The organism is Streptomyces sp. NPDC048479 (assembly GCF_040651435.1).
Lineage (GTDB): Bacteria > Actinomycetota > Actinomycetes > Streptomycetales > Streptomycetaceae > Streptomyces.
Genome location: NZ_JBEZKA010000026.1, coordinates 38,188 through 57,563, shown reverse-complemented (window position 1 = coordinate 57,563; position 19,376 = coordinate 38,188). Strand labels below are relative to the sequence as shown.

General features: G+C 69.7%; 21 protein-coding genes. 20 read left to right on the top strand and 1 reads right to left on the bottom strand.

What is annotated here, in order from left to right:
- Window positions 1–13 precede the first annotated feature (13 nt).
- The 12 genes from AB0D12_RS31785 (at window position 14) to AB0D12_RS31730 (ending at window position 9,600) form a co-directional block, all read left to right on the top strand.
- A complete protein-coding gene (locus AB0D12_RS31785) occupies window positions 14–325 on the top strand; it encodes a hypothetical protein (protein WP_362690492.1) in 312 nt (103 codons plus the stop codon).
- On the top strand, window positions 326–652 hold the full coding sequence (locus tag AB0D12_RS31780) for a hypothetical protein (RefSeq protein ID WP_362690489.1): 327 nt from the start codon (window positions 326–328) through the stop codon (window positions 650–652).
- Window positions 652–1,080, top strand: a complete 429-nt coding sequence (locus AB0D12_RS31775; RefSeq protein ID WP_362690487.1) for a hypothetical protein — start codon at window positions 652–654, stop codon at window positions 1,078–1,080. The genes AB0D12_RS31780 and AB0D12_RS31775 overlap by 1 nt, the downstream gene beginning before the upstream one ends.
- A gap of 78 nt (window positions 1,081–1,158) precedes the next feature.
- The gene (locus AB0D12_RS31770; RefSeq protein WP_362690485.1) at window positions 1,159–1,548 is read left to right on the top strand and encodes a hypothetical protein; all 390 of its coding nucleotides are present in this window, start codon (window positions 1,159–1,161) and stop codon (window positions 1,546–1,548) included.
- Entirely contained in the window at window positions 1,545–1,727 is a 183-nt protein-coding gene (locus AB0D12_RS31765; RefSeq protein ID WP_362690483.1) for a hypothetical protein, read from the top strand. The genes AB0D12_RS31770 and AB0D12_RS31765 overlap by 4 nt, the downstream gene beginning before the upstream one ends.
- 41 nt (window positions 1,728–1,768) lie before the next feature.
- On the top strand, window positions 1,769–2,008 hold the full coding sequence (locus AB0D12_RS31760) for a hypothetical protein (protein WP_362690481.1): 240 nt from the start codon (window positions 1,769–1,771) through the stop codon (window positions 2,006–2,008).
- Between the two features lie 112 nt (window positions 2,009–2,120).
- Window positions 2,121–3,533, top strand: a complete 1,413-nt coding sequence (locus AB0D12_RS31755; RefSeq protein WP_362690649.1) for a DUF2637 domain-containing protein — start codon at window positions 2,121–2,123, stop codon at window positions 3,531–3,533.
- Entirely contained in the window at window positions 3,533–4,024 is a 492-nt protein-coding gene (locus AB0D12_RS31750) for a hypothetical protein (RefSeq protein ID WP_362690479.1), read from the top strand. Before AB0D12_RS31755 ends, AB0D12_RS31750 begins: the two co-directional genes overlap by 1 nt.
- 1 nt (window position 4,025) lies before the next feature.
- Window positions 4,026–4,631 carry a hypothetical protein gene (locus AB0D12_RS31745; RefSeq protein ID WP_362690476.1) on the top strand — a complete coding sequence of 202 codons (606 nt, stop codon included), beginning with the start codon at window positions 4,026–4,028 and terminating at the stop codon, window positions 4,629–4,631.
- Window positions 4,632–4,758: 127 nt separating this feature from the next.
- Window positions 4,759–6,615, top strand: coding sequence for a hypothetical protein (locus AB0D12_RS31740; RefSeq protein WP_362690473.1), 1,857 nt, complete (start codon window positions 4,759–4,761; stop codon window positions 6,613–6,615).
- A complete protein-coding gene (locus AB0D12_RS31735) occupies window positions 6,608–6,991 on the top strand; it encodes a hypothetical protein (protein WP_362690470.1) in 384 nt (127 codons plus the stop codon). The genes AB0D12_RS31740 and AB0D12_RS31735 overlap by 8 nt, the downstream gene beginning before the upstream one ends.
- A gap of 47 nt (window positions 6,992–7,038) precedes the next feature.
- A complete protein-coding gene (locus AB0D12_RS31730; protein WP_362690467.1) occupies window positions 7,039–9,600 on the top strand; it encodes a DNA translocase FtsK in 2,562 nt (853 codons plus the stop codon).
- A 196-nt stretch (window positions 9,601–9,796) separates the two neighbouring features.
- Here the strand turns inward: AB0D12_RS31730 and AB0D12_RS31725 are convergent, their stop codons facing one another.
- Complete coding sequence (locus AB0D12_RS31725) at window positions 9,797–10,222, bottom strand: hypothetical protein (protein WP_362690464.1); 426 nt, start codon at window positions 10,220–10,222, stop codon at window positions 9,797–9,799.
- Between the two features lie 111 nt (window positions 10,223–10,333).
- On the opposite strand from AB0D12_RS31725, the gene AB0D12_RS31720 reads away from it, so the two are divergent.
- The 8 genes from AB0D12_RS31720 (at window position 10,334) to AB0D12_RS31685 (ending at window position 19,357) form a co-directional block, all read left to right on the top strand.
- A complete protein-coding gene (locus tag AB0D12_RS31720) occupies window positions 10,334–11,569 on the top strand; it encodes a DNA methyltransferase (RefSeq protein WP_362690461.1) in 1,236 nt (411 codons plus the stop codon).
- Entirely contained in the window at window positions 11,569–12,072 is a 504-nt protein-coding gene (locus AB0D12_RS31715; RefSeq protein ID WP_362690459.1) for a hypothetical protein, read from the top strand. Before AB0D12_RS31720 ends, AB0D12_RS31715 begins: the two co-directional genes overlap by 1 nt.
- Window positions 12,038–13,651 carry a terminase family protein gene (locus tag AB0D12_RS31710; RefSeq protein ID WP_362690457.1) on the top strand — a complete coding sequence of 538 codons (1,614 nt, stop codon included), beginning with the start codon at window positions 12,038–12,040 and terminating at the stop codon, window positions 13,649–13,651. The genes AB0D12_RS31715 and AB0D12_RS31710 overlap by 35 nt, the downstream gene beginning before the upstream one ends.
- 637 nt (window positions 13,652–14,288) lie before the next feature.
- The gene (locus AB0D12_RS31705) at window positions 14,289–16,172 is read left to right on the top strand and encodes a hypothetical protein (RefSeq protein WP_362690454.1); all 1,884 of its coding nucleotides are present in this window, start codon (window positions 14,289–14,291) and stop codon (window positions 16,170–16,172) included.
- A gap of 68 nt (window positions 16,173–16,240) precedes the next feature.
- The gene (locus AB0D12_RS31700) at window positions 16,241–17,059 is read left to right on the top strand and encodes a hypothetical protein (protein WP_362690451.1); all 819 of its coding nucleotides are present in this window, start codon (window positions 16,241–16,243) and stop codon (window positions 17,057–17,059) included.
- Window positions 17,060–17,175: 116 nt separating this feature from the next.
- The gene (locus AB0D12_RS31695; RefSeq protein WP_362690448.1) at window positions 17,176–17,910 is read left to right on the top strand and encodes a hypothetical protein; all 735 of its coding nucleotides are present in this window, start codon (window positions 17,176–17,178) and stop codon (window positions 17,908–17,910) included.
- Window positions 17,911–17,923: 13 nt separating this feature from the next.
- Window positions 17,924–18,988, top strand: coding sequence for a major capsid protein (locus AB0D12_RS31690; protein ID WP_362690445.1), 1,065 nt, complete (start codon window positions 17,924–17,926; stop codon window positions 18,986–18,988).
- A 3-nt stretch (window positions 18,989–18,991) separates the two neighbouring features.
- On the top strand, window positions 18,992–19,357 hold the full coding sequence (locus tag AB0D12_RS31685; RefSeq protein ID WP_362690442.1) for a hypothetical protein: 366 nt from the start codon (window positions 18,992–18,994) through the stop codon (window positions 19,355–19,357).
- Window positions 19,358–19,376 lie beyond the last annotated feature (19 nt).

Here is a 19,376-nt window from a genome sequence, read left to right as displayed (position 1 = left end):
GGCGTGATCCGACATGAGCCAGGATCGCACACGCAGTACCAGCACCATCCCTCCGACTTCCCCCGACTCCCCGCAGGCCAATGAGGCGCTGCGCCAGGTCGTGGCCGGCCAGGTCGGCCCGCGCCGGCCGGGTGTCGTCTACGACAACACCGACGGCATCTTCGAGGTCCTGGCCGTCACCACGGATGTGGCCGAGGCCCGCCGCGTGCTGAAGCGGCGTGCCGCACAGTTCGCCATCACCGTCCACGAGCTGGTCTCCGACACCGTGGACACGATCGGCACCGTATGGACCGGCAGCGACCGCGTTCTGAAGGCGGTGGCGTAGATGGCCGGCCGCGGATTCTCCGATGACGAACTGCGCCTGTACGAGCTGCTCCAGCAGTTCCTCGGCCTGTCCGACGACAAGGACGTTGCGGGCACGATCATCCTGATCGGTCCGAACGGTTCGATCGTCGGTGACGCGACACTGTCCGCCGCCGACATCGACGCCGCTGCGGATGCGCTGGTGAAGCTGAACATCGCTCGCGGCGACGCGGATCACCCGGCTGCCGGGTCGGTGGACGCGGACCCGCTGCTGGATGTGGACGCGGACGATGTGGCCGATCTGATCGATGAGGCCGAGGCGTTCCTCGCGAACGGCGGTCTCGCGTGATGGCGGGCCCCTTCGACCACGACGCGCCGCTGGCTGCGGCCGATGTGCACACCGCCGACAACGCGGTCCCGCCGCTCGATGAGGACCTGGCCGGCTGCCTGGACGACCTGGCCGGTGTGCATCCCGGTATCGACCTGATCCGCGACGGATACCGCCTCCTCGCCACCGACCGGCTGGACACGGACCAGACGCAGACGATCCTCGCCACCCTCGCCGGATCCCCCGGCGCGGACGTCACCACGCTCCTCGCCCTCCTCGTGCAGCGCCTCACCAACCCCGACTCCAACCCGTGCCTGCGCGCCCTCGACCCGGACGCGCAGAAGACCGTGAAGCACCTGGGCCAGGTGCACGCCTTCGAGACCGCCGCATTCGCCACCCGCCCCTACGAGCCCGTAGCCGAAGCCTCCGCCGCCATCGACGGCATCTGACCACCACCAACCGCGGGGTCCGGTCGTCGAGCCGACAGACGACCGGACCCCGCACCCGCCGCACAGAAAGGACCGGCCATGGACCAGGCCACCGCCGAAACCCACTTCGCCCGCTGCTACGCCCGGTGGGCCAGCGCCACCAACTTCCGCCGCTTCCGCACCGCGCAGCAGGACGAGCAGCAGGCCAAGAAGCAGACCAAGAACCGCCGCAAAGCCAACCTGCTCGAGATGGCCGCCGACTTCGTCATCATCGTCGCCACCCTCGCGGCCGCCGTCGCCATGGACCGGCTCATGCAGCAGGCCGACAACGTGCTCCGGGTGACCGGCGTCGTGGCCATCGCCTTCGGCGTCCACGGCATCGTCCGCGGTCTGGTGAGCGCCGTCATCGGCGGCACTCAGCAGCGCCTCCACACCGCCGCCGGCTGCACCGACTGCACGGGCGCCGACACCCCGGAGACAGTCCGGTGACCCCGCAACAGTTCCTCCGCGCCCAGCAGAGCCGCGACCGGGGCGGACCCGCCGACTGGACGCCCTCCGACTTCGACAGCTACCAGGTCCTCGCCGAGAACACCCGCAAGAACCGGCTGCAGTTCCGCATCCGGACCATCCGCCGAACCGTACGCCGCCGCCTCCACCTCGCCGCCTGACCCCACCCGACCGACTGACCACCGGAAGGACACCCGCCGACGTGAACGCCCCGACCACCGTGACCACCCAGACCGCCCAGCCCACCAACTCCATCGACCAGCGCATCGAAAACCTCGACACCCACGACCGCACCGAACTCCTCCGCCGCGGCTGGCTCCTCACCCAGGACGCCGAAGCCGCACACCGACGCGAGCACTACCCGCAAGCCGCCGCTCACGCCGCCCTCGCCGCCGCCTACTTCGCCCTCGCCAACACCATCCCGACCACCCCGAACGCCTGACCGCCTGACCGCCTGACCGACGCCCCACCGACCAGGAAGGACACCGATCCTCGTGACCACCGCCCCGGCTAAGCAGCCGCACAGCCTCCCCGCCCTGGGGGAGTGGCAGCCCCTGCCCACCGCCGGGGGCGCCCCCCACCTCCCGGCCACGGCCAACGCCGTCCCCGAGCTCACACGCACCCACAAGATCCTGATCGGCCTCGTCGTCGTGGCCGTCCTGGTCATCGCCACACTCGGCTTCATCGGCTCCTACGCCGCCGTCACCGAGCTGGCCCGCCGCAAGGGCTTCGGTGACTTCGCCCGCGCGTTCCCCATCGCCGTCGACGCCGGCATCATCGCCTTCCTCGCCCTCGACCTCCTCCTCACCTGGCTCCGCATGCCCTTCGCGATGCTGCGCCACGTGGCCTGGGGACTGACCGGCGCCACCATCGCCTTCAACGCGGCCACCGCATGGCCCGACTGGATCGGCGTCGGCATGCACGGCGTCATCCCCGTCCTGTTCGTCATCGCCGTCGAAGCCGCACGCCACGCGGTCGGCCGCATCGCCGACATCACCGCCGACAAGCACATCGACGGCATCCCCCTCTCCCGCTGGATCGTCGCCCCCCTCGGCTCGTTCCGGATCTGGCGCCGCATGCGGCTGTGGAACATCCGCTCCTACGACCAGGTCCTCATCCTCGAGCGGCAGGCCCGGATCTACCGCGCCCAGCTCCGCAAGGAGCACGGCCGCGCCTGGCGCCGCAAGGCCGGCGCCGATCAGCTGCTGGTCCTGACGCTCGCCAAGGACGGCATGAGCATCACCGAGGCCATCCAGCTGCCCGAAGCAGAAGCGCGGAAGCGAGCCGAAGCGAAGTACGAAGCCGAAGTGCTTCAGGCCGAAGCCGAAGCGAAGCGCCGTGCCGAAGTGGCCCGGGCCGAAGCAGCCGAAGCCGAAGCGAAAGCCGAAGCCGAAGTGGCGGCCGAAGTGGCCCGGCTCGAAGTCGAAGCGAAGCGGACAGCCGAAGCCGAAGCGGCCCGCCTGCTCGTAGCCGAAACCGAAGCGAAGCTCGCCGCGATCGCCCGCGAGCAGGAACTGGCCGAAGCCGAAGCGAACCTGAAGCGCCGCCAGCAGGCCGCGGCCGCTACGCGCCTGGAGCAGGAGCAGCAGCTCATGGCAGCCGAAGCCCGCGCAGCGACCGCCCGCCGCACGCGGGAGGAGAGCGCCCGCGCCGAAGCACACCGGATCGCTTCGGATGCGAAGCAGCGCATCCGAACCACTTCGGGTTCCGGTTCGGGTCCCGCTTCGGGTTCAGGTCGGACAGCGGCCGCCACTTCGGCTTCGGGTTCGGCTCCGCGCGGCAAGCGGCAGGCCGAAATCGAGGAGGTCCTGACCCGGATTTCCGAAGCGGGTGACCCCGAAGCGGTGTCCCTCGAGTGGGTGATGGAGCACTTCGACCTGAAGCAGACCACCGCCTACGACCGCCTCTCCGTCGCCCGCGACATGTGGAAGTCGTCCAAGGGCCAGACCCAGGGGAGCCGAAGCTGATGGATGCCACCCAGCTGAAGCCGACGGCCCCGCCGAAGCCCCGGGCCCCCACCCGCACTCCGGTGGGGCCCGGCCCGCGGACCCTGCCCGACGTGCCCGGCACCCCGCCCTGGCATCACCGTTTCCTGCCCGCCACGGTGCGCGGCCTGATGGCCGACCTGGGCTGGTGGAACAACCCGGTCCCGCAGTCCCCGTCGAATCACCTGATGCAGACCCTCGCGGTGCTCGAGACGCGCGGCTGGGCGCAGTCCCTGGACGTCACCCCCACCGGCCGGCTGTGCATCCGCGGCGCCCAGAAGCTGCTCGAGAAGACCGGGCACGTCACCCCCGCCGGCCGCGAGCGGGCCGTGCACTACATGCAGCAGACCCTCAACTCGGCGGGCGTCACCATGCAGTTCTTCGCTTGGAACGACCTGCCTGACCAGCAGTTTTCCGCAGTCCAGACCCTGCTGACCCGGTCCGCATACGCGGCCCGAGCGAACGGAGAGTGAAATGCCCGCCCCCGACGAATTCGACCGAATCATCAACGGAATGGCCGCCGTGAACGCCCCCCAGGAACACATCGACCACACCCCCTACGGAGCCCAGTACGCGCCCAAGGCGGGTCTGACGAAGCGCGGAAAGGCCGCCATCGCCATCGGCGCCACCGTTATCGCCGGTGGCAGCCTGATCGGCTACCAGTCGTATTCCGCGCAGGCCGCTGAAAACGAGGCGAAGGCGCAGGAGATCGCGCTGCAAGCAGGTGCGCTCGAGCTGGCAAAGCTGAAGGAAATCAACCGGGCCAACGAGGCCAGCAAGACGACCCAGACCAGTGAGGAAAAGGCCCGGCAGACGTCCGTGAATGCGTGCGTCAAGGGCAAGGAACACCTGGTCGGCAAGGGCTTCGGCTCCCCGTCCTACCGGGACCTGGTGGACGTCTGCCAGGACCAGTACACGGGCAGCGCCGGCGGTGACGACCTGCAGACCGCGGCGTCCTCCAGGCAGGCCAGCAGCGACGGTTCGGGCGGCGTCAACGACGGCGCTCTGATCGGCGGCGGCGCCCTCGTCCTGGTCCTGCTGTTCGCCGCGAAGAAGGGCAAGCAGAGCAGCCAGGCGTAGTTACTTCCCACTTACTCCTGGCCCAGAAAACGACGATCGACGCCCCATCCAGACCCCCACGGGGCCCGAACGGGCTCTCTGCCGGGGCGAGAAGCCAGAAGTAGTAACGATCGAGAGTGAGGATCTGATGGCGGCCGACACGGTCCCCGCAGCAGTGCCCGACCCGAACGACCCGCCCGCGACCAGCCCGGCCGGCGCCCCGCAGCCGGGCCTGCTGGCGTCCATGTTCGCTCCGGTCGACCCCGCGCGCCCGGCCGCCTTCACCCTCCAGCCCACCACGGACGGCGCCCACGACGGGACTGTCGCGGGGGCGTCCAGCGCTGCCTACCACGACGACGACACCACCCCCCAGAATGGCGCCAGCAGCAGCAATGCCCGCCAGAACCAGAGCATTTGGCGGGCGTGGCTGCTGGCCGGTGCGGAACGCTGGAAGAAAGGCGCGGGCGCGAACGTCAAGCGGCTGGATCTGGCGAAAGCCAAGGCGCAGGCGCGGCAGATAAAGGAAACCCGGCAGGTCACGGTAAACCGCTCCGGCGGCATTCTCGGGAAAGGCTCCGGCAGTTCAGGTTCCGGGGGAAAGTCCGGGGGCGGGAATTCGGGGAAGTCGCTGACCAGGAAATCGTCTGGCAGTGGTGCGGTGAAGGGCCCGAAGAATTCCAACGGCAGCGCGCACCGCGGGCCCGGGGGGCGTTCTGGCGGCACCGGCAGTTCCGGCGGGTCCCGCTCCGGTGGGGGCCGTGGTTCTGCTGGCGGCCGGTCAGGCCGTGAGCACGGAGGCCGCGGACATGGCGGCAGTGGAGCGGGCGCCTCGGGTGGCTCGCAGGGCCGTGGGGGAGCCTCCCGCGGATCGAAGGGCCAGGACAGTGACCGCTCCCCGAAGACGAAGGCAGGCGACACGAAGGCAGACGGCTCGAAGGGGGCGAAGGGCGGTACGGGCGGTGGCACGTCCAACACCGGCAAGGCCGGGCCCCAGGGTCCGGCAGGCGGGGCGGGCAAGAACACCCCCGGCAGCGGCAAGGGCGACAGCGCCACGAAGGGCCCCGACACCAAGAAGCCCAGCCTGCAGAAGACCAGCACGAAGCCCGAGACGAAGACCGACAAGGCGCCGGGCAAGACCCTGGGCCCGAAGAACACCGCCCCCGCCAAGGGACCGACGCCGGGTGCGGGCACCGCACCCGGCGCCACCACCACCACAGACAAGACCAGCAAGGCCGACAAGAACAGCAAGGCCGACAAGAACAGCAAGAACACGGGTCCCGCCCCGGCCGGCCAGACCAACGGCACACCGCTCAACACCCGCGACTCCCGCGAAACCGGATACCGAGACGGCACCCGCGCAGCCCGCGTCGTCGCCCACGTCCAGGCCTACCGCGACGGCGCCAAAGACGGCTACACGGACACCACCGAGGCAGCCGCCCGCGAAAAGACGCGCCTGGACCAGGCGCACGAGACCCGTAAGCAGCAGCGAGACGAGGACCAGCCAGTGACCGGAGCCCGCAGCAGCGCCGACTACCACCCGCCGCAGCCCATCCAGGTGAAGCACGTCGACGCCACCCACATCCAGCTCGGGGACGGCGCAGCCCGCCAGCACATCAGCCGTGGAGAGGTCCGCTCCCTCAAAAGCTTCGAGCGCCGTCTTGCCGAGAAGGCCGCGGTCCTCGCCAAGGTTGCGGAAGACACCCGTGGGCTGAAGGCCCACGCCGACGCCCAGGCAGCGAAGGCCACTCAGCTGCTGGAGCAGGCCAAGGGCGTCAAGGGCGGCGAAAAGGTCGTCGCCACCCTGGCCAGGCTGCAGGAAGCCGCCACCGCGCAGGCCGCCAAGGCCGAGGAGATCTACAAGCGGGCCGTCCGCGCCGCTGAAGCGGCCCGGGTGGTCCTCGCCAACGCCGAAACCCGGTACGGCGGCATCTACCAGGCCGTCGTCGACTCCGATGAAACCGCCCCCGCCGAGATGCGCTGGTACCAGGAGATGACCCATGCGTGACACGTCGTACAAGCAGCTCAAGCGGGACGTTTCCGCGCTGTCCAAGGAGGTCGCCAGGGACTCCGACGCGATCCGCGGCAAAGCCCAGCAGATCGACGGCGACGCCCGCGACACGGCCCGCGTCGCCCAAATGATCGGCGCCATGCGCGTCGACACCGCGACCATCGCCGAAACCGCCGAACTCGGCAAGATCACGGCCGGGTTGTCCGAGGCGGCCATCGCCTACGCCACCGCCGGTGACACCACCGCGAAGGCCGCGCAGGCCGCCCACGACCAGGCCCACGCCACCCACGACGGCATCAACGAAGCCGTCGGCCGCTCGCCCCTCGGCCTGGAAATCTACGACGTCGACCGCGAATGGCTCCGCCAGCAATAGCCGCACCCGCCCCGTCCGCCCCCGCCGAACCGCCCGAGGAGCCCCTCATGAACAGCAACGCCACCACCACCCACCGCACCGAGGCCGCCGAACGCGCCGTCGCCATCGTCACCACGGCCGCGCCCCTCGCCACCGGTGTCCTCGCCCCGCTCCTCGATGGCGGGGCAGCGTTCACCGCCGCCATCGCATACGGCGGCGCGGCCGGGTTCATGGGCGCGAACTACATGAGCCGCCTCCCACCCGGCGTGCTCAGCAGCATTCCCGGCGGGGACATCGTTCGCGCCCACAGCTCACCGCTCTTCATCTCCACACTGACCACCGGCATGGCCCTCGGCATGGGCATCGCGATGGGCCCAGAAGGCGCTGACGCGCTTATGGCCGGCATCGGCACCCTGCCCGCCGTGCCCGGCATCGTGTCGCTGGGCTGGTGGGCCGCCGTCGCCCTGGTGCCGTTCAAGCTCCGCAAAGTCCTGGGCCGCACGCCCACCCAGCAGCCTGCAGGCGAGGCCGCAGTACCGCCAGGCGTGCCCGCCCCGCCCCTCACCGAGGCTGGGCAGATCCTCAAGCGGTGGGCCGACCACATCTCCAACCCCCACAGCGGCGCTCACCGCGGCCAGGAACTCACCCTGCGCACCCTCAGCCCGACCCGGTGGACCGGCACCATCACCGCCCCGGCCGGATCCTCCGTCAACGTCACCGCCGAAACCGTGTCCTCCGTCTACCAAGTCCCCGCCACCTGGATCACCTTCCGGCCCGGCGCGCACGCAGGCGAGCGGCACATCACCGTCAACCTGACCCCGCCCCCCGAGCTCGACCTCACCACCCTGGCCGGGGCCTGGAAGAAGTACGTGTCCCGCACCGGCGGCATCATGGCCGGCACCCACCTCAAAGACATTCAGGACGACCCCGCCACTGGCGGACAGGTCGCCGTCGTTGTCGCCGGCGACGACCTCGACCGGCTGCGCCACCCCGACCGCCTCGACCTCGCCGGGGCGCTGCGCACCAACCCGCTGCTCGTCTCCTACGAGCCGCGGCAGAACCCCCGCGAAGCCGTCATCCGCAAGATGGACCACAACCCGCTCCAGAAGGGCGCCGCATTCCCCGGCGTCCACGTCCTCAAAGCCAACGCCAACGGCTACATCCAGATCGGCCTGGGAGTCTCCGGCTTCCCCGCCCGCATCCAAATCCACGACCCCCACCTGGGCGGCCAGCACATCCTCGTAGCCGGCGTCACCGGCTCCGGAAAGGGCGGAACCCTCCAGCTCATCTCCCTCGCCCACCACGTCAACCGGTCCGCGATCATCTACGCCGACCCCAAGGGCTCCTCCAACCCCGCCAACGAGAAGATGGCCGCACACTCCGGCTGCGGCCTGGACGACGCCATAGGCGCGCTGCGCATCTACTACCACGGCCTGCAGCACCGCATCGAGCAGTCCAAGTGGCTCGGCATGAAGAACTTCCAGGCCAGCGCCAACATGCCCTGGGCCCCCCTGGTTCTGGACGAGGCCAGCAAACTGCTGGGGGAGAACGCCGAGTACAAGAAGGAAGCCACCTTCATCATCAACGCGGGCGCCACCCTCGGCCGCTCACTCGGCATGCCCATCGCCGGCGCCAACCAGCTCCTTCAACTCGCCCAGTGGGGCGGAGACGCCGCCATCCGCGACAACATGTTCTACGGCGGATCCCTGATCCTCCTGCGCTCCGACTCGCAGCAGAAGCACCTCATCGACCTGCCCGAGAACTTCGCCGGCTGCAACCCCGCCGACATCCCCGCCGCCTGGAGCGGGGACCGGGACATGGTCTACGACCCGACCACCCCCCTCGATGACCCGGAGCGGACGTTCGGCCTGGCCTTTGCTGCCAGCCCGGGAGCGCACGCCGAGATGATGCGCATGTGGACCCTCGAGGACGCCACCCCGTACATCGACGCCGACAACATCGCCTACCCCGTCGACTGGCCGTTCTGGGACGACCGGCACGAGCTGGCCGCCTACTCCGTCCTGCCCTCCGACCAGGACGACGAAGACGGCGCCGACGGCGGCCCCACCGTGTTCTTCGCCAGTGTCGACGTGCCCAAGAAGCCCGCCAGCGCCGACGAAAAGATCCTCGCCGCGCTCGAAGACGTCGCCGACCCGCTCGGCCTCGAAGTCATCTACCAGAACAAGGACCAGATCGGGCGCCTGGCCGGACTCGAGGGATCCACCCTCGACAACGCCCTGTCCAAGCTGGCCAAGGCAGAAAGGATCCACCGGCAGACCAAGGACGGCAAGGAAGTCCGCGGCATGTACGGCCTCGGCTCCACCCCGGAGCTCACCACCGAGTCCCCGGCCGCCACCGAGACCAACACCGGCACGGACGCCACCGAGACCGCCACGGACATCGACGACCTGCTCGAGCAGGCCATCGAACTGGTGGTGTCCACCCAGTTCAGCTCCATGTCGATGCTCCAGCGCAAGCTGCGCATCGGCTTCGTGAAGGCAGGGCAGCTCATGGACGACATGCACGCCCGCGGTGTCGTCGGACCGGCCGACGGATCCAAAGGGCGCGACGTGCTCGTCAAGCCCGACGAACTGGACGGCTTCCTCGCAGACCTGCGCACCGGGGGATAGCAGCCCGGACAAACGCGTGATCGTACGCAACGCTTAGACGTGCACGGCCCGGGATTCCTTAGTGTCCCCGCGCCAAGGAAAACAACGGGCCGTGCACACCCCAACACCACTCCCCCGAGCCCCACCGCGGCCCCCCGTCCGCCGCCACCGGGCTCAACCGGCCCCGCCAGACGCTCGCTGGCGGGGCCGGCCCACGTCACGACCCCGGATGCTCCCGAAACCAGGCGACCATCTGCTGCAGCGGCTGCGACACCGCGAACGAATTGCCCTTCGCGCCCAGGTTGTCCCGCCCGTAGTGGTCGGCGCGTTCCTCGGCCAGGCTGACCATGCGGATCGGCTCCGCGTATGCGGCCGGGTCCTTCGCCTGCATCGCCGTCCGCACCTGCACCGCCGCCGCCAACTGGTCCGTCACCAGCTGCTGGCACTCCGGCGCCGTCGTACAGCCCGGCGCCGACGCGGCCGTGTACGCGTCCATCGCCTCGCCCACCGACATGACCGACGCGCTCGCCGACGACTTCGGCTTCGCGTCCGGCTCACTGTCCCCGCTCGAGCAGCCCACCGCCAGCACCCCGATGGCGACCACGGCCACCACTCCACGACCCGCTCCACCCATACGTCCCATGCCGCGCAGGATGGCACCGCACCTGGGCGGGGGGAAGCCAAAGCAGAACATCAGGGATCATCCGTACCAGGCGCGGGGCCTGACCTATCGACATGCGGGAGCCCCACCGCCATGACCGAAACCGCCAGCCCCGACGGCGTCACCTACCTGCGCACCGCCGACATTCCCCTGGACGAACTCACCCCATTCGGCGGCAACGCCAAACGCGGCGACGTCGACGCCATCCGCTCCAGCCTCCGCAAGAACGGCCAGTACCGCAGCCTTGTCGTCCGCGAGATCCCCGACGGGCCGCGCATCGTCCTGGCGGGGAATCACACCATGCTCGGCCTGAACGCCGAAGGACACCACACGGCGCGCTGCGAGCTCATCCTCTGCGACGACGCAACCGCACGACGCATTAATTTGGTGGACAACCGAGCCGCGGAACTTGGGACGTACGATAACGACGCCCTGGCCGAGTTGCTCTCGTACCTCGATGGCGATTACGAGGGCACCGGTTACAGCGAAGAAGACGTCGAAGCGCTCCTCACCCCGCCCGAGGACCTCGGTTCCCTCGACGACTCAGACAACGTGCCAGCCCCCCCGTCAGAACCCATCTCCAAGCCCGGCGACCTGTGGCACCTCGGTCCCCATCGCCTACTCTGCGGCGACTCCACCAACCCCGATGACGTGGCACGCCTCGCCCAAGACCTTGAGCCCACGCTTGTCTACACGGATCCCCCCTACGGGATCAAGGCCGTACCAAAAGACGGAGGCGCCAGCCGTGCAAATCTGGCACCCGCCCAGGCGTACGCCCCTATCGCCGGTGACGACAACACCGACGTAGTACGCGACGCCTTCACCCTGCTGACCAGTGAATACCCCACAGCCCGACACGTGTGGTGGGGCGGCAACCACTTCGCCGCATCCGCACAGCTCCCCGACTCCTCGTGCTGGCTCATCTGGGACAAAGAGAACGGCGGGAACGACTTCGCCGACGCAGAACTTGCCTGGACGAACCACACCGGAGCGGTCCGCCTCTTGCGGCACATGTGGAACGGCATGCTGCGCGCCAGCGAGCGCGACAAGCGAGTGCACCCGACGCAGAAGCCCGTCGCCCTCGCCGAATGGGCGTTCAGCGTCGTGGATCCCGAACACACCCGCGAGATAGTCCTAGACGTCTTCGGCGGATCAGGCTCCACCCTGCTCGCCTGCCACACCACTGGCCGTGTCGGCCTGCTGATGGAGATGGAACCGGCGTACATCGACGTCATCTGCCGCCGGTACCAGCAGGCCGCCGGCACCAAGCCCGTCCTCGAATCGACCGGCGAAGCGCACGACTTCACCCAGCCCGGTGGTGACGACTGATGCCCGCCTCCAAAGCCCAGCAGGCCGCCACCGCCAAACGCCGCGCGTCGGCCATCGCGCTGCGCCTCGCCGGCATGGACTTCGACACCATCGCCGACCGCCTCGAATACGCCAGCCGCCAGGCCGCATCCAAGGACGTCTGCCGCGCCCTCGACGCCAACCGGCTTGAGGAGAAGGAGCAGGTCGAACAGCTCCGCCACGTCGAGGGGCTGCGCCTGGACCGGCTGCAGGCCGCGGTATGGCCCAAGGCCATCAAGGGCGACCTCAAGGCCGTGGAGACCGTGCGCCGGCTCATCGCGGAACGGATCCGCCTGTTCGGGGTGGCCGAACCCGTCCGTACCGAACTGTCCGGGCCGGGCGGCGGACCGGTGACGATCGGCCCCACCACCGCAGCGGAGCTGCAGGCCCTGATCAGTGCCGCCGGTGACGGCGACCCGGATCCGGACAATGCAGGCGACGGCCTGGACGATGACGGCCTCGACGGCGATGACGACGGCAGCTGACCTGTACGACGGCCCGGTCGAGGGGGCCGAGGAACTCCTCAAGGTTGTCGCCTCCTACCGGCGGCTGAACCGGGTTCAGCGGCGCCGTATCGCTAGGGCGGCCAGCCCCGAACTGCGCACCGTGCTGGCCGGAGTCGAGCGGGACATGGCCCTCAAACGGTCACCCGGGTCGATGGCCGGGATCCTCACCGACGGCCGCGAGATGCAGGCCGCCCACCTGGATCTGATTGACGGGCTGTTCAAGCGGATCGCGCGCGGGGAGCAGGTCAAGGCCCTCATCACGATGCCGCCGCGGCACGGCAAATCGCGCCGGGCGGCACGCTGGGCGCCGCTGTGGTTCCTGGCGCGGCATCCGGACCGCCGCGTCATGATCGCCTCATACAGTGCGGACCTGGCCGACGACCACGGCCGCTGGATCCGCGACGCCATCAACGCCTACGGCGGCCAGCTCGGCATCGCCCTGCACGCCGGGTCCAAGGCCGCCAACCGGTTCGACCTCGCGGACCCGGAGACCGGCGACCGGCTCGAGGGGGGTCTGGTCACCGCCGGTGTCGGCGGCGGCCTCACCGGAAAGGGCGCGCACCTCGCCGTCGTCGATGACCCGATCAAGGACGCGGCGGACGCCGAATCACCCACCATGCGACGGCGCCTGTGGGACTGGTGGACCGCCGTCCTCAACACCCGCATGGAACCCGCCGGATCCATCATCGTCATCCAGACCAGATGGCACGAGCAGGACCTCGCCGGCCGCATCCTCGAAGGCCAGGACCTCTCCGACTGGACCATCCTCGACCTGCCCGCCGTCGCCGACTCCGAAGACGACCCGATCGGACGGGAGATAGGCCAGGCCCTGTGGCCCCGCCGCTACGCCCTCAAAGCCCTCGAGAAGATCCGGCGCGCGGTCGGCGAACGCGTCTGGTGGAGCCTGTACCAGCAGAAGCCGCGCCCGCTCGAGGGCGGCGTGTGGAAATGGCCGTGGATCACCGACAACAGGATCACCCCCGTCGCGTTCCGCGGCGTCGACCTGTCCCGCGTCATCGTCGCCGTCGATCACGCCGGCGGAGAGGGCGACACCCATGACGAGACCGGCATCTGCGGAGCCGGCCGCACCACGGATGAGCAGTACTACGTGCTGGCCGACCGGTCCGCGAACATGGGCGCCGACACGTGGGGGCTCGAGGCCTGCCGCCTGGCCATCGAACTGCGGGCGGATGCGTTCGTGGTGGAGGACAACTTCGGTGGCGACATGGCCGAACAGATCCTGCGCCAGGCCTGGCGGCAACTGGCCGAGCAGGGCGAGACCGGCGGCCTGCTCATGCCGATCATCATTCCGGTGCACGCCCAGCAGGGGAAGCGGCTGCGCGCGGAGCCGATGGCGCAGCTGTATGCGCAGGGCCTTGTGCATCACGTGGGCGAGTTCCCGCGTCTGGAGGGCCAGCTGGTCACCTGGATCCCCGGCATGGACAGCCCCGACCGGATGGATGCCTGTGTGCACGCGCTGACCGAACTGGCGGATCCGGCCTCCGTGCCCATGGACACGTCGCCCTACAAGGACGAGCGCCTGTCCGGACGGCGGTGACCGACCGGAACCGGCCCGGGAAGGGCCCTGGACGGCCGCCTGCCGCACCGGAACCCTCGGGCGGCGGAGCAGTCGCGCTGCACGCCCAGATATTCAATAGATTCTGGATTGAGTTCGGCGAACTCGCGGAGGAAAACGCTAACGGATTGTAAGTTGGAGCACGCCACCCCAGTGCACTACTGCGTGCGTAACGGTGGGGAAGCAACAGGAAGAAGAAGAAGAGGAAGAAGAACGCCCGGAGCGGCGAACCGCCCCGGGCGCTGCGTAGGCCCTGAGCTAGGAGCCTCAGTCGTTGAACATGTGGTCGAGTAGGCGCACACCTATCGCGATCACAAGCGACGTTACGGTTCCCCGGCTCGGGGTCTTCTTCTTGCCTGGCTTCCGATGACGTCCGGCCATTTCTCACCTCCCTCCAAGTGCGAAGGAGTGGCGCGGCTGTGACGGAAGGTCACGGCAGAGTCGACGATATGCGGCCCGAACGGGCAGCGTCGGCGGATTGCGGAAATCGCCGGGCACCCTTCTTGGTGCCTCCTGCCTGATGGCGGCGTGGCCACCGTGCCGACCGGGGGCATCGTCACCGCCCGGGCCCCGTACCCTGATCGCAAGGCGCGGGGCCTGATCCGGAGGGGACCTCTCGGTGGGCCTGAAGAGCATGGTCATCGACGCGTGGTCGTGGCTGAACTACAAGCCGGTGTTCTCCGACCCGACCCTGGGCATGCCCAACCGGCGCGCGTTCCCGCAGGCGCACGCCTCCTGGGTGCCGGCCGCCGACGAACGGCGCCTGGCCGCCTACAAACTCCTGGCCGCCTACGACAACAACCAGGCCGCGGAACTCGCTGCCGTCCGCGACGGCGACAGCGCCCGGGAGCGCCGCGAGTTCGGTGATCCCAGCATGTTCGTCGACACACTCGTCTCCCATGTGCTGGGCCGGGAGCAGCACATCACCGTGCCCGGTGCCGAGCAGGCCGCCGACGGGGACAGCAGTGCGGCGGCCGCGGAACGGGTGCAGGACCTGCTGCGGGAGTGGGCGGAGGAAGAGCTCCTGCCGATGCGGATGCTGCAATGCGAACGCAAGGCCGTCGGCCTCGGGGACGGCGTGTACCTCGTGTACTGGGACCAGGGCAAAAACCGGGTCCGCATCAAGACCTACGACCCCGGCTTCTACTTTCCCGTCCTCCCTGAAGACGGGGACGGCGCCGACTTCCCCGACCGTATCCACATCGCCTGGGAGCTCCCCGAAGACGTCAAGCGCGGGCTGAAGCCCCGCCTGCGCCGCATCACCTACGAGCTGGACTGGATCCGCCCGCTATCCGCCTCCGGCCTGGATCAGGGCGGCCGTCCCGTGCGCGCCCCGGTGATGACGGTGCCGGACGAGGGGGAGCAGCCTGTGCCCGCCATCGGCGCGGGTGACCAGGTCGATGCGAACGGGGCGATCTCCCGCCAGTACCCGTGGAACGACGCACCCACGTTCCGTACCTGCTACCTCACGGACGCGACCTGGGAGCTGGGGGACATCAAGGGCCCGATCGACGTCGACACCCTGCCCCTGGACGTGGCCACCTTCGCCGCATCCAGCGACGGTGAGGTCCTCGACCGGCTCGACCTGTACATCGACTTCGTGCCGGTCATCCACGTCCCCAACACGGTGCCGCCGGCCGAAGAGCACTGGGGACAGAGCAGCCTGGCGAAGGCCCTGCAAGTCTTTGATGAGCTGCAGGGCACCGACACCGACTCCTCCCGCGCCTCCGCCACCACCGGATCACCGATCCTCGCCCTGTCCGGCAAAGCGGTGGGGCAGTCCAAGCGGGAACGCGCCGTCGGCCCCGGTCTGATCTTCGAAATCGGGGAGGGCGGCCGCATGGACACCCTCAACACCGCCCCCCAGCTCGCAGAACTGCGCAACCACCGCGCGGACCTGGCCGACCAGGCCGCCAACATCGTCCGCCTGCCCGCCGTATCGCTCGGCACGATGGACCCATCCAAAGTCCCCTCCGGGTACGCCCTCGAACTCTCCCTGGGCCCGCTCGACTCCCTCATCTCCGGGATGCGCCTCGCCCGCGCGCACAAGGACCGGCTGATGCTGCGGTTCGTGCAGCGCCTGTTCCTCGCCGGGCAGCACCCTGACTGGGCGGGTATCACGCCGCTGCCCGCACAGTTGGTCCGCGGACCGTACACGCCGACCGACAAGGCTGCCGTCCTCGAGCAGGTCGCCACCGCCTACAAGGCCGGCCTGGTCTCTCTGGAAACGGCGGTGCGCTGCCTGACCGAGGCGGGCTGGCCGATCGAGGACGCCGACCGGGAGATCGAGCAGATCGAGTCCCGCGCCTTCGAGCAGGCCCGCTTCCTCGCGGATGCGCTCGGCAACCCGGACGAAGTCGCCGCATTCCTGGGCCGCCAGGCGCCCGACGTGGAGCCGGTGCCGGTGGTGCAACTGCCCCCGGTACCCGGTGACAGCCAGCCCGACGACACCGCGCAGGCCGGGCAGCAGACAGCGCAGCGGGGGGGCGGGGGGAGCAGTTGATGACTTCCGTGCTCTCCTTGATCCTAGGCGCGGGGCCTGACGACTCTCCTGTGGGAGGACTTGCCCCCATGCGCCGCCCCGCGCTGTACCGCCCCACCCCGGCCCACCCCGGCTGGGCCCGCCCGTATGCGGGTGTGCCCGGCATGGCCGTCTTCTACAACGGGGACCCGAACCCCGCGCCCGCCCCCGCGCCCACCCCGGCCGACCTGGCAGCGCGCGCAGGCCAGCAGCCCCCGCCCGCCCCGGCCGCTCACCCGGATCCGCTGATTGACCACGACACCGGCCTGGCCATGACCCAGGACCGCTTCTCCAAGATCATGACGCGGGAGAACACCAAGGGCCGCAACAAACTTCTGCGGGAGCTCGCGGAAGCCGCCGGGATCCCCTTCGACCCGGACAATTTCGACGTCGTCAAGTTCGGCGGCATGCTCAAGGACGCCGAACAGACCCGGCAGGCACAGCTGTCCGAGGAGCAGCGCCGTACCGAGGAGCTGGCGAAGAGGGAACGCGAAGCGGACGAGCGGATCGCCGCAGCCGAGCAGCGGGAAGCCGAAGCGGCCAAACGCGATCGCGAATCCCGCGTGCGGTCCGCCCTCGTGCGCCTCGGCGCGACCGGCGACGACCTCGACGACGCCACCGCCCTGATGCGCCTCGCGGACGACGCCGACGACGCCGCCATCACCACGGCAGCCGAAGCGCTCAAGGCGCGGCGCGCCGAACTGTTCGGCGGCACCGCAGCCCCCTCACCGCTGCCCCCGGCGCCCAGCGGGGCACCGGCCGGCGCACCCCCCGCCCGCACCGCACCCGCCGGCAAGAACGCCGTCAAGGAGGCCGCCCGGGCCCGGGCCGAAGCGATGGGGCTGCGCCGCAAGGACGACGCAGCCTGACCTAGACCGCACCACCCGCACGACCGGCACGATCTTGGGACCACGCCCGAACCCCCGTGGACGGCACCACGCAGGTGCCCTCACATTTCCGCGATCCTCGCGAAAGGGGCTACGGCGTGGACATCCAGCCGTACACCAGCACCGAGACGCTTGCTGTCGGCCGTCCGTGGCTGATGAGCATGCTCGGCATCGAAGCCAACCAGTCTGTAACCCTCGACCTGGCCGCGTTCAGCGAGACCCTGCACTGGACCGGGGCGAGCGCCTACCAGCCGGAGCGCAAGCTCAAGTCGGGTATCCCGCTGGGCAAGAACGCGACGACCGGCCTGTACGAGCCGTACGCCGCGGTCACCAACGAGGTGCAGACCCTCACGGTCACCGGCGCCCCGGCGGGCGGCACGTTCACCATCACGTGGTCCGGTCAGACCACCGCCGCCATCGCCCACGACGCGACCGCCGCCACCGTGCAGGCCGCCCTGGTGGCGCTGTCGAACATCGCCCCCGGCGACGTCGTCGTCACCGGCAACGCGGGCGGACCCTGGACGCTCACCTGGGGTGGCACCCAGCTCGGTGAGGACGTAGCCGCACCGACGACGACCGAATCCTTCAGCGGCGGCACCAGCCCGGACATCACCATCGCCACCACCACCGCCGGTGGCGCGGCCACCGCCAGTGACGGCACCGAGGTCTTCGCGGGCTTCCTGTTCACGGAGGTGTCCTACTACCCCACCACCACGAAGGTCGCCGCGCCGCTGATGGTCCACGGCCAGATCGACGTCGCCAAGCTCCCGGTCGCTTTCGACCCCACCGACCTGCCCGCCGGGTCCAACAGCCAGTTCATCTACAAGGTCTGAGAGGGGACCCCCCATGCCTAACGACATGCTTGAGGTCCTCCTGCGGGACATCAACCCGACGGAGATCAACGCCTTCGTCCGCGAGATCCAGACCCCGGCCGACTACGAGCTCACCCAGTCGGTCATCCCCGAACGCACAGTGAACTCGGTGAAGTGGCAGACCAGGTCGACCCGCCGCCGTGTCGCCGCCGCTTCCTACCGCGCGTGGGACGCCCAGACCAAGGTCGCAACCCGTGAGATCACGAGCGTTGTGACCGAGGGAAAGCTGCTCCCGCTCGGTCAGAAGTACATCGTCGGCGAACTCGAGACGATCCTCCAGAACGTGCAGCGCGGCATGGACGGCGACGACCTCGTCCGCTCCATCTACGACGACGTCGCAGCCCACGTCCTGTCCATCCAGAACCGCATGGAACTGGCGGCCGGTGACCTGCTGGTCGACGGCAAGTTCACCCTGGTCGGCGAGAACGGTCTCACCCTTGAGGCCGACCACAAGGTGCCGACGGATAACACGCCAGCCGCACTCACCGCGTGGACCGACCCGACCGCCGACATGCTCGCCGACGAAATGGCCTGGATCAAGGTCCTGCGGGACTCCGGCGCGCCGACGCCCACCCGTGCGCTGACCTCGTACAAGACGATGGCGCTCGCCATGGGCAACGACTCCTACCGGGCCGCCTACTACGGCAGCGTGAACTCCGCGTCCACGATCCCCACCTCGGTCCTCGCACCCGACCAGGTCAACGTCGTGCGTGGCCGGTACGGCCTGCCGCCGATCACCGTGTACGACGTTCAGGTCCCCCTGGACGACGGCACCAGCAAGCGGCCGCTGCCGGAGAACATGTTCTTCCTGCTGCCCCCGAACGCGCGGCAGATGGCGGAGACCCAGTACGGGCTCACCGCCGAAGGGATCGTCCTCTCCTCGGGCGGCAACCCGTCCATCGAGCGGGAGGAGGCGCCCGGCATCATCGTCACCTCCGGCTACCAGGACGACCCGGTACAGGTGTGGACCAAGTGCAACGCCGCGGCCATGCCCATCATGTACACCCCGGACATCCACATCGCTGCGACGGTGTGGTGAGCCATGGGAGCCCAGCTCGCAGCCACGGTGTACATGAAGGATCCGGACACCCGGCAGCCGGTGAAGCTGGATCCGGGAACTCTGCCGGAGCCGCGCCTGGCGGCCCTGGTGACCAACCCGGCCGCGTGGGTGGACCGGAAGCTGCCGCGCCTGCCCAAGGCGAGGACGGATCCGGGTCCGGAGGGCGGAAGCCCTTCGGCAGGCGGCCCGGACGGCGCCTCTGGCGACGCCTCGGACACTTCCGCAACCGCTGACGACCACCTCCCCCAGCCGGAACCCGCCCAGGGCGACGACTCGCAGGAGACCAAGCCGGCCGCGCGCAAGACCGCGGCCCGCAAGCAGGCCGCGCGCAAGCCGGCGGCCGACTGACCGGCTCGGGGCCGGACGG

What these genes read in the sequence shown, in the direction of transcription:
- AB0D12_RS31785 (WP_362690492.1), top strand. Translation starts at nt 14, where the DNA reads ATGAGCCAGGATCGCACACGCAGTACCAGCACCATCCCTCCGACTTCC.
- AB0D12_RS31780 (WP_362690489.1), top strand. Translation starts at nt 326, where the DNA reads ATGGCCGGCCGCGGATTCTCCGATGACGAACTGCGCCTGTACGAGCTG.
- AB0D12_RS31775 (WP_362690487.1), top strand. Translation starts at nt 652, where the DNA reads ATGGCGGGCCCCTTCGACCACGACGCGCCGCTGGCTGCGGCCGATGTG.
- AB0D12_RS31770 (WP_362690485.1), top strand. Translation starts at nt 1,159, where the DNA reads ATGGACCAGGCCACCGCCGAAACCCACTTCGCCCGCTGCTACGCCCGG.
- AB0D12_RS31750 (WP_362690479.1), top strand. Translation starts at nt 3,533, where the DNA reads ATGGATGCCACCCAGCTGAAGCCGACGGCCCCGCCGAAGCCCCGGGCC.
- AB0D12_RS31745 (WP_362690476.1), top strand. Translation starts at nt 4,026, where the DNA reads ATGCCCGCCCCCGACGAATTCGACCGAATCATCAACGGAATGGCCGCC.
- AB0D12_RS31740 (WP_362690473.1), top strand. Translation starts at nt 4,759, where the DNA reads ATGGCGGCCGACACGGTCCCCGCAGCAGTGCCCGACCCGAACGACCCG.
- AB0D12_RS31735 (WP_362690470.1), top strand. Translation starts at nt 6,608, where the DNA reads ATGCGTGACACGTCGTACAAGCAGCTCAAGCGGGACGTTTCCGCGCTG.
- AB0D12_RS31730 (WP_362690467.1), top strand. Translation starts at nt 7,039, where the DNA reads ATGAACAGCAACGCCACCACCACCCACCGCACCGAGGCCGCCGAACGC.
- AB0D12_RS31725 (WP_362690464.1), bottom strand. Translation starts at nt 10,222, where the DNA reads ATGGGACGTATGGGTGGAGCGGGTCGTGGAGTGGTGGCCGTGGTCGCC.
- AB0D12_RS31720 (WP_362690461.1), top strand. Translation starts at nt 10,334, where the DNA reads ATGACCGAAACCGCCAGCCCCGACGGCGTCACCTACCTGCGCACCGCC.
- AB0D12_RS31715 (WP_362690459.1), top strand. Translation starts at nt 11,569, where the DNA reads ATGCCCGCCTCCAAAGCCCAGCAGGCCGCCACCGCCAAACGCCGCGCG.
- AB0D12_RS31710 (WP_362690457.1), top strand. Translation starts at nt 12,038, where the DNA reads ATGACGGCCTCGACGGCGATGACGACGGCAGCTGACCTGTACGACGGC.
- AB0D12_RS31700 (WP_362690451.1), top strand. Translation starts at nt 16,241, where the DNA reads ATGCGCCGCCCCGCGCTGTACCGCCCCACCCCGGCCCACCCCGGCTGG.
- AB0D12_RS31690 (WP_362690445.1), top strand. Translation starts at nt 17,924, where the DNA reads ATGCCTAACGACATGCTTGAGGTCCTCCTGCGGGACATCAACCCGACG.
- AB0D12_RS31685 (WP_362690442.1), top strand. Translation starts at nt 18,992, where the DNA reads ATGGGAGCCCAGCTCGCAGCCACGGTGTACATGAAGGATCCGGACACC.